This window comes from Dolichospermum sp. LEGE 00246, assembly GCF_015207865.1.
GTDB classification, from domain to species: Bacteria; Cyanobacteriota; Cyanobacteriia; order Cyanobacteriales; family Nostocaceae; genus Dolichospermum; species Dolichospermum heterosporum.
Window position 1 is genome coordinate 1 of record NZ_JADEWA010000713.1, and the last position, 1620, is coordinate 1620.

Below are 1620 nucleotides of genomic sequence, written 5' to 3' on the forward strand. Positions count from 1 at the left end.
GAGACAGCTCCCTGCTCCCTGCCCCCTGCTCCCTGCCCCCTGCTCCCTATTTCTTCCCACTTTCAAGGATTACTTTAGCTGCACGTTTTCCAGAAACTGTTGCTCCTTCCATACTGTCAATATAATCTTGTTGTGTGTAACTTCCAGCTAGGAAAAAGTTAGAAACAGGTGTTTTTTGATCAGGACGATAGACATCCATTCCTGGTGCTTCTCTGTACAAAGATTGAGCTAGTTTGACGACACTGTACCAAGTCATGTTTAAGTCTCTTGAAGAGGGAAATAGTTCATGCACTTGTTTGAGAACGTGATTAGCGATCGCTTCATTACTTTGTTTAATGAAAGGATCTCCCGGTGTCAATACCAGTTGTAACAATGAACCCTCTCCAGGACGATAATAATCGGCGGGACTAGTTAAAGCCAAATCAGCAAAACAGGAAAAATCAGCATCAGCGGTATACAACAAGTTATCTATCCCTGCTGCCTGTAAGGGTGGTGTCACTCCGCCTTTACCCCGTTTTTTCTCATCTTGTAGTTCTGTCACCCAACCATCGAAACGTAGCTGTACTGTAGCGACGGGGACAGCATCTAGCTTATAAATGTTATCAAATTCTGACCATTTTCGCCAAGTTTGGGGTAAAACTCGTTGAATTCCCGGAACATCACAAGCACATAGATAAGCGTCAGCAGTGATCACTTCTTCTGTATCACCTTGGGCGACTAATATCCCTGTAACTTGGGTTTGTTCTCCAGACTCAGCAAATTGAATTTCTCGGACTTGACGACGGGTGTATATTTTTGTGCCTCTTTCTTCTAAATACTTAACAATAGGTTTGTGTAAATATTCATGAGGTGAACCTTCGAGCATTCGCAGAATTGAAGCTTCTGTTCGGACAGCAAAAAACTGGAAAATTGTCAACATACATCGGGCGGAAATATGATCACAATCTATAAATCCCAATGCGTAAGCAATAGGATTCCAGAGACGTTTGATACTGCCTTTACTGCCTCCGTGACTGTAGAACCAGTCGGAAAAACTGATGTTATCTAATTTGCGAATAGTTTTCATTGCCCCATCAAAGTCTACCAAACCTTGAACTATTGGGCTAGTCCCCAGGGCGATCGCATTTTGGAGTTTATCCCGTATCGAAAGTTGAGAAGTTGTAAAAAACGCCTTTAATCCATTAAAAGGCGCACCTGTGAAAAAGCGAAAATCTAATGCTCCAGTTTGTCCACCTTTATTGATAAAAGTATGACTATGTTCCTTCAAGCGTAAATTATCACCAGCCCCCACTTTCTCCATCAACTCAAACAAATTGTAGTAGCAGCCGAAAAAGACGTGCAGCCCCATTTCAATATGGTTGCCGTCACCATCTACCCAACTGCTAACTTTACCCCCCACAAACGGACGGGACTCAAAAATTTCTACTTCACAGCCAGCATCTACTAAATCTACAGCAGTTGCTAACCCTGCTAATCCCGCACCCACAATTGCAACGCGCATTCCCTCTTCCTTGTTCAGTTTCTTTACAAATTGTAACTGAATTGGTCAGTTGTCAGTTGTCAGTTGTCAGTTGTCATCAGTAAAATTCCTCTCCCCTACTCCCCCCACTCCCCCTACTC

General features: G+C 43.2%; 1 protein-coding gene. It reads right to left on the reverse strand.

Translation table 11 applies throughout. The features are described from left to right. Positions 1 to 46: 46 nt before the first annotated feature. Positions 47 to 1501: a 9,9'-di-cis-zeta-carotene desaturase gene (zds, locus tag IQ228_RS25845; RefSeq protein WP_193964981.1), complete on the reverse strand. Its 1455-nt coding sequence runs from the start codon at positions 1499 to 1501 to the stop codon at positions 47 to 49. Between the last annotated feature and the right edge of the window lie 119 nt (positions 1502 to 1620).